The organism is Mycobacterium sp. E796 (assembly GCF_001672815.1).
Classification (GTDB): domain Bacteria; phylum Actinomycetota; class Actinomycetes; order Mycobacteriales; family Mycobacteriaceae; genus Mycobacterium.
In genome coordinates, this window is sequence record NZ_LZKK01000259.1 from 21,372 (window position 1) to 27,684 (window position 6,313).

The 6,313-nt window shown below is 69.6% G+C and carries 7 protein-coding genes; 3 read left to right on the top strand and 4 right to left on the bottom strand.

Features of this window, described 5'->3' with window-relative positions; translation table 11 throughout:
- Positions 1-49: 49 nt before the first annotated feature.
- Positions 50-664: a carboxymuconolactone decarboxylase family protein gene (locus tag A5706_RS32450; RefSeq protein ID WP_197517895.1), complete on the bottom strand. Its 615-nt coding sequence runs from the start codon at positions 662-664 to the stop codon at positions 50-52.
- 282 nt (positions 665-946) lie between these two features.
- Here A5706_RS32450 and A5706_RS19800 point away from each other — a divergent pair, with 282 nt between their 5' ends.
- Together A5706_RS19800 and A5706_RS19805 are read left to right on the top strand one after the other, a co-directional pair.
- On the top strand, positions 947-1,360 hold the full coding sequence (locus A5706_RS19800; RefSeq protein WP_068134089.1) for a nitroreductase family deazaflavin-dependent oxidoreductase: 414 nt from the start codon (positions 947-949) through the stop codon (positions 1,358-1,360).
- 594 nt (positions 1,361-1,954) lie between these two features.
- Entirely contained in the window at positions 1,955-2,383 is a 429-nt protein-coding gene (locus A5706_RS19805) for a hypothetical protein (RefSeq protein WP_068134092.1), read from the top strand.
- Between the two features lie 20 nt (positions 2,384-2,403).
- On the opposite strand, the gene nadC is transcribed toward A5706_RS19805, so the two are convergent.
- Genes nadC through nadA form a run of 3 tightly spaced genes read right to left on the bottom strand, consistent with a single transcriptional unit; the run spans position 2,404 to position 5,863 of the window.
- The gene (nadC, locus tag A5706_RS19810) at positions 2,404-3,258 is read right to left on the bottom strand and encodes a carboxylating nicotinate-nucleotide diphosphorylase (RefSeq protein ID WP_197517897.1); all 855 of its coding nucleotides are present in this window, start codon (positions 3,256-3,258) and stop codon (positions 2,404-2,406) included.
- A 2-nt stretch (positions 3,259-3,260) separates the two neighbouring features.
- Entirely contained in the window at positions 3,261-4,835 is a 1,575-nt protein-coding gene (locus A5706_RS19815; protein ID WP_068134096.1) for an L-aspartate oxidase, read from the bottom strand.
- A complete protein-coding gene (nadA, locus tag A5706_RS19820) occupies positions 4,832-5,863 on the bottom strand; it encodes a quinolinate synthase NadA (RefSeq protein WP_156767241.1) in 1,032 nt (343 codons plus the stop codon). Before nadA ends, A5706_RS19815 begins: the two co-directional genes overlap by 4 nt.
- A 64-nt stretch (positions 5,864-5,927) precedes the next feature.
- On the opposite strand from nadA, the gene A5706_RS19825 reads away from it, so the two are divergent.
- Positions 5,928-6,313, top strand: a 386-nt coding sequence (locus A5706_RS19825) for an NUDIX hydrolase (RefSeq protein ID WP_156767240.1), incomplete at its 3' end; no start/stop codon positions are given.

Here is a 6,313-nt window from a genome sequence, read left to right on the forward strand (position 1 = left end):
GGGAGCAACCGCATTTGCTCTCGGGGTTCGGGACCGCGCGAATCGGCGTTCAGCCGCCGAACGCGTTGCTTCCCATGACCAGTGCCGCGGTCCCGCCGTACAGATATCCCACCTCGACCGCTTCGGTGACCTCGGGTTCGGTCGCGCCCGCCGCCCGGGCGTTGTCCGCCAGCATCCGGACGCCATCCGGATGCGCGGCGATGGCATCGGTGACCATGCCGATGAGCAGCTTGTACTTGGCGGGGATCGCGCCGTCCTTCAGGATGCGCTCACGCATCGCCAGGTAGGAGTCGGCGAACTGGGGATCGCGACGCTCGATCACCGACAGCCACGGCGGCTGGGGAATGCCGGCCTGCGGTGGGGTGTCCCCGGCGGGCGCGCCGGGCTGGATGCAGCCACCCGCCGACGCCTGGGCACCGCCGGCGTCGCCGCATACATCGGCCCGGACCGGTGCGGCGGTCTGCATCAGCAAGGCTGCGCCGACCATCATGGCCGCCGCCCACCGGATCAGGTAACTCCGTGGTGTCCGCGCCCGCGGGGCATCGGCACCAACGGATCGCCGGATCTCGACCGCCTCGGCGATCTCTGCTTCCGAGGCGCCGGCCGCGCGAGCATTGGCGGCGAACGCCCTGACATCGTCGGGACGCGCGGCGGCCATGGCCATGAGAAATCTGTACTTTGCCGGGATAGCGCCTAGTTTCGGTATGGACTCGCACGCGTTGGTCATAGGCAAACCGTACGCCCGCCACCTCACCGACTGCAAAACGAAATCCCTTGTGCGGCTTGGCTTATTGCGACGTGGCAACGACGAACCGTCATCACGCAGGCGGCATTCGCGTGCCGCCCACTCTCCCAGATCGGCTCAAGTCGACACCGGACCGGTACAGTGCCCGTGAAAGGCCGGGTAAGACCGGTTAGGGCCCGCAGAGTTGCTCAAGGAGCCGTCATGTCCACAAAGAATCACCCGAACAACGCCCCTGGCGTCCCGATGGTATTCCCGGTCTGGTTCGAGCGCTTTCAGATCAAGTACTTCAACCCGGCGGTGAAGCCGATCGCGCGTTTTCTGCCCGGGACCGCGACCATCAAGCACCGCGGCCGCACCTCGGGCAAGCAGTACGAGACCATCATCACCCCGTACCGCAAGGGCAACTTGCTGGCGATCGCGCTGGCCCACGGCAAGACGAACTGGGTCAAGAACGTCCTGGCCGCCGGCGAGGCCGACGTCGAGTACAGCCGCAATCGCGTGGTGCACATCACCAACCCGCGGATCCTGCCCGCCGGTTCCGACGGCGAGGGGCTGCCGCGGATGGTCCGCGCGCAGCTTAGCCGGGTCGGGGTGTTCGTCGCCGACATCGCCTGACGCTTCGTGGCGTTGCGTGTGAACTGACGGCTTTTGGCGTGAAGTGGCGGCGGGATTTCGCCGATTTTCCCGCCCTACATTCACACGCAAAGCCACAGGTTCACACTCAACGCCTAGGCCCGTGTGAAGACCGTTTTACCTCTCATCGCCGGCCAGGCCGACGGGGCGTCTTCCCAGGCAACAACGCGGTCGACGGCCGAACCCCGGCGGCGCTGCGCCGCGAGCTCCGGCGGGATGTGCGCTCACGGCTTTCGGTGTGAGTTCGCGGCGGGATTTCCGCGATTTTTCCGCCCGGGATGCACATGCAATCGGAAGGCCTCCATGTCCAAGTCGCTAAGGACGCTCGCCGCCTCCGCCACAGCGGTCTTAGACCCCAGTGGTCGCATGTGTCAGACCGCTGATGAGCGCACACCACGGCCATTTGCAGGCCCTCAGTTGACCCGGGACGCCGACACGACGCGGTCTCGCAAGCCGAGAACCGATGATCGCTATGCCCCGGACGGACCAAGGACTTAGGGCCCTACGCCCACGCGCCGGTGCAGCGCAACAATTGCAGCTGCACAGCAATCAGCCTCAGGCAGAAGGGATCGTCCAATGGCTGACGGCGATCTAACCGCACGGTTCGACAAAATCTCCGTCGCCGCCAGGAACGCGAGCGACCAAATCCGCTCCGCCGCACAGCAGGGCCGCGAACAAGTCCAGGCGGATGTGGCCCACGCGCGTGACCGAGCGTCCCAGGCGGCCGACCACCTGCAAGAGCGGGCCGAGGCCGCCCACGACGAGGCATCGAAGCACTGGCAGGAGCTGGCCCACAAGTGGAAGCACCACGTCGACAAGATTCGCCATGACCTCGCCGAGAAGAAGGCCGCGCACGACGCCAAAGAGATGGACGCCTACGCCAACATGGCCATCGGATACGCGCTCGACGCCATCGATTTCGCCGAGGCCGCGGTCTACGAAGCCGAATACGCGGTGCTCGACGCGCTCTCGGCTCGTTCGGCGGCCGACGCCATGGCCACCTGAGGGCGACGAGCGGGGAGGACCTACATATCCAGGCCGATGTCGAGCACGCGCACCGAATGGGTCAGCGCGCCGACGGCCAGGTAGTCCACGCCGGTCGCGGCGTAGGTCGCCGCGTTCTCCAGGCTGAGGCCGCCGGACGATTCGAGTAGCACGGCGGGCGCCCGGGCGTCGCGGCGCTGCACGGCGGTCTGCGTCTGCCACACCGGGAAGTTGTCCAGCAGGATCAGCTCGGGCTTTTCGGGCAGCACCTCGTCGAGCTGCTCGAGCGAATCGACCTCGACCTCGCAGGGCAGGTCGGGGGCCGCTTCGCGCACCGCGCGCAGCGCCTCGACCACCGATCCGGCGGCCGCGACGTGGTTGTCCTTGATCAGCGCCGCGTCGCCGAGCCCCAGGCGGTGGTTGACGCCGCCGCCGACGCGAACCGCGTATTTCTGCAGCGCCCGCAGGCCGGGCAGGGTCTTGCGGGTGTCGCGGACCTTGGCCTTGGTGCCGTGCACCGCGTCGACCCAGGCCGCGGTGGCGGTGGCGATTCCGGACAGGTGGCAGATCAGGTTCAGCGCGGTCCGCTCCGCCGTCAACAGGCCGCGGGTCTGCGCCCGGACCGTCAGCAGCGGCTCGCCCGGCCGCAGTCGGGCGCCGTCGTCGACACGATCGAGCACCTCATAGCCACCGGCGCCGAGGACCTCGTCGAGGACCAGCAACGCGACGTCCACCCCCGCGATCACGCCCGGCTCGCGGGGCACCATCGACGCGGTGGCCACCGCGTCGGCCGGCACCGTGGCCTGCGTGGTGACGTCGGGCCCGTAGCGCAGATCCTCCTGCAAAGCGCGCCGGATCAGGTCTCGGGCGGTGTCGAGTTCGCCGTCGGACAGCATCGTCACCCCACCGCCGCCAGCGCCTCCACCAGCACCGAGTTTTGGTCGTCGGCCAGCCGGAGCACGCTGCTGCGGGCTTGTTCGGGCGCTGCGTCCGGGTACTCCGCGCGGTGGTGACACCCGCGGCTTTCGTTGCGCGCCAGGGCGCCCGCGGTCACCGCGCGGGCAGCCAGAGTCAACGCGATGTCCTCGAAATCGCGGCGGCCGGTGATGTCGCGGATGGGCGCCCCGGATAGCTTGTCGGACAACCGGTTCAGCCCGGCGGCGTCGCGCACCACCGAGGCGTCGCGGCTCATGGCCCGGTGCAGGTCGCGGCGCGGTGAGGCGGTGTGGGCGACGAGTTCGGGCGCGAGCGCGCGGGTCCGCCCGGCCGCCGAAGCGTGCGCGGCCGCGGCCCTGCCGGCGCGACCGCCGACCACTAGCCCCTCGAGCAAGCTGTTGGACGCCAAGCGGTTTGCGCCGTGCATCCCGGTGCGGGCCACCTCGCCCGCGGCGAACAGCCCGGGCAACTCGGTCTGGCCGTGCACGTCGGTGACGACGCCGCCGCAGCTGTAGTGCGCGCCGGGGACGACCGGAATGGGTTGACGGACGGGGTCGATCCCGGCCTCCCGGCACGCGGCGGTGACGGTCGGGAACCGCGCCTCGAAGCCCGCGATGCCGCGCGCGTCGAGGAAGACGCACGGGTCGCCGGTCTCCCGCAGCCGCGCGTCGATGGCCGCCGCGACGACGTCGCGTGGGGCCAGGTCACCCATCGGGTGAACGCCGGCGGTGACCGAATTACCTTGGGAATCAAGCAGTATCGCGCCCTCGCCACGGATCGCCTCGGTGACCAGCGGACGGCGCCCGTCGCCAGTGCCGAAAAGCATCGTCGGGTGGAACTGGATGAACTCGAGATCGCTGACCGGCACGCCGGCCCACAGCGCCAGCGCGATGCCGTCGCCGGTGGAGCCGTCGGGATTGGTGGTCGCCCCGTACAGGTGCCCGAGCCCGCCGGACGCCAGGATCACCGAGGGCGCGCTGATGACGCCGTAGCCGTCCGGGTTGCCCGTCCACACGCCGGTTACCGCGGCCCCGTCGTGCAGCACCCGCAGGGCCACGTGGCCGGTGCGGATGTCGAGCGTCGCCGCGGCGTGGTCGAGTGCCCGCTGGACCTCGGCGCCGGTGGCGTCGCCGCCGGCGTGCACGATGCGCCGCCGCGAGTGGCCGCCCTCGCGGGTCACGTCCCAGCGGCCGGGCACGGCCTCGTCGAATCGCGCTCCGTCACCGACCAATTCGGACACGGCGCGGTAGCCGTCGGCGACGATCGAGCAGACGGCGTCGGGGTCGCACAGGCCGGCACCGGCGGCCAGGGTGTCGGCGACGTGGGCCTCGACCGAGTCGTCGTTGCCCGGCAACACCACCGCGATCCCGCCCTGCGCGTAGTGCGTCGCGGTCACCCCGCGCGCCTCGTCCGCCTTGGACAGCACCACAACGCTGCGGCCGGCGCGATGGGCGGCCAGGGCGGCGGCCAAACCCGCTACGCCCGTGCCGATTACGACGACGTCGGCGGAATGGGTCCAATCCGGACGGGCGATCATTCGCCGCCGCCCGGCTGCCCGATCTGGATCATTCGCTGCACGCTGCGCCGGCCCGCCGCCGCGATGTCGGGATCAACGTGGACTTCGTCGGCCCCCTCGACCAGGCAGCGCAGCAGCGCGGCCGGGGTGATCATCTTCATGTACTTGCACGACGCCCGGTCGTTGACCGCGCGGAAGTCGACTTGTGGTGCGGCGCGGCGCAGTTGGTGCAACATGCCGACCTCGGTGGCGACCAGGACCTTGCGGGCGTTCGTCTCGTGGGCGGCGTCGAGCATGCCGCCGGTGGACAGGATCTTCACCCGCTCGGCCGGAAAGGCTCCCTCGCCGGCGAGGTACAAAGCCGAAGTGGCGCAGCCACATTCGGGGTGCACGTACAGTTCGGCGTCGGGGTTTGCCCGCGCCTGCTCGGATAGTTCGTCGCCGTTGATGCCGGCGTGCACGTGGCATTCCCCGGCCCACACGTGCAGGTTTTTCCGGCCGGTGACGCGGCGGACGTGGGCGCCGAGGAATTGGTCCGGGCAGAACAGCACCTCGCGGTCGGGGTCGATGGACTCGACGACGTCGACCGCGTTGGACGACGTGCAGCAGATGTCGGTCAGCGCCTTCACCGCGGCGGTGGTGTTGACATAGGAAACGACGACGGCGCCGGGGTGCTCGTCCTTCCAGGCGCGCAGTTCGTCAGGGGTGATGGAATCGGCCAGCGAGCAGCCGGCGCGCTGGTCCGGAATGAGCACGGTCTTGTTCGGGCTGAGGATCTTGGCGGTCTCGGCCATGAAGTGCACTCCGCAGAACACGATGGTGTCCTCGGGCGCGTCGGCGGCGATCCGCGACAGCGCCAGCGAATCGCCCACGTGGTCGGCCACGTCCTGGATGGCGGGCAGCTGGTAGTTGTGCGCGAGCAGGGTGGCGCCGCGCAGCGTGGCCAGCCGGCGAACCTCGGCTGCCCACTGCTCGTCGCCGTCCAGGCCGGTGTATCCGGCGGGCGTGTCGGTGATGCGGGCACTCAGGTCGTCCGCGAGGGTGTCCATGCCAATCGAAACCGTCACAGCGGTTCCTTTCGTCCCGGGAGGTTTTCGACTTACAATCGAAAACATGGGCCATACTAGCACTGAACACGAGGTGCTGGCGGTCGTGTTCCAGGTTCGTCAGGTAACGGCGGGCCCCCGTAGACAGAAACCGCAGTTGAACGTCCTGTTATGGCAGCGCGCCAGGGATCCGCAGAAGGGCGCCTGGTCGCTGCCGGGCGGACGGCTGCGCACGGACGAGGACATGACCACCTCGGTTCGCCGCCAGCTGGCCGAAAAGGTCGACCTGCGAGAGCTGGCTCACTTGGAGCAGCTCGCTGTGTTTTCCGACCCACACCGGGTGCCCGGCGCCCGGGTGATCGCCTCGACGTTCCTGGGCCTGGTGCCCTCCCCCGCCCCGCGCGGGCACGTCCCGCAGATGCAGAACAAGAAGCAGGGTGAGGCGAGCGCGGG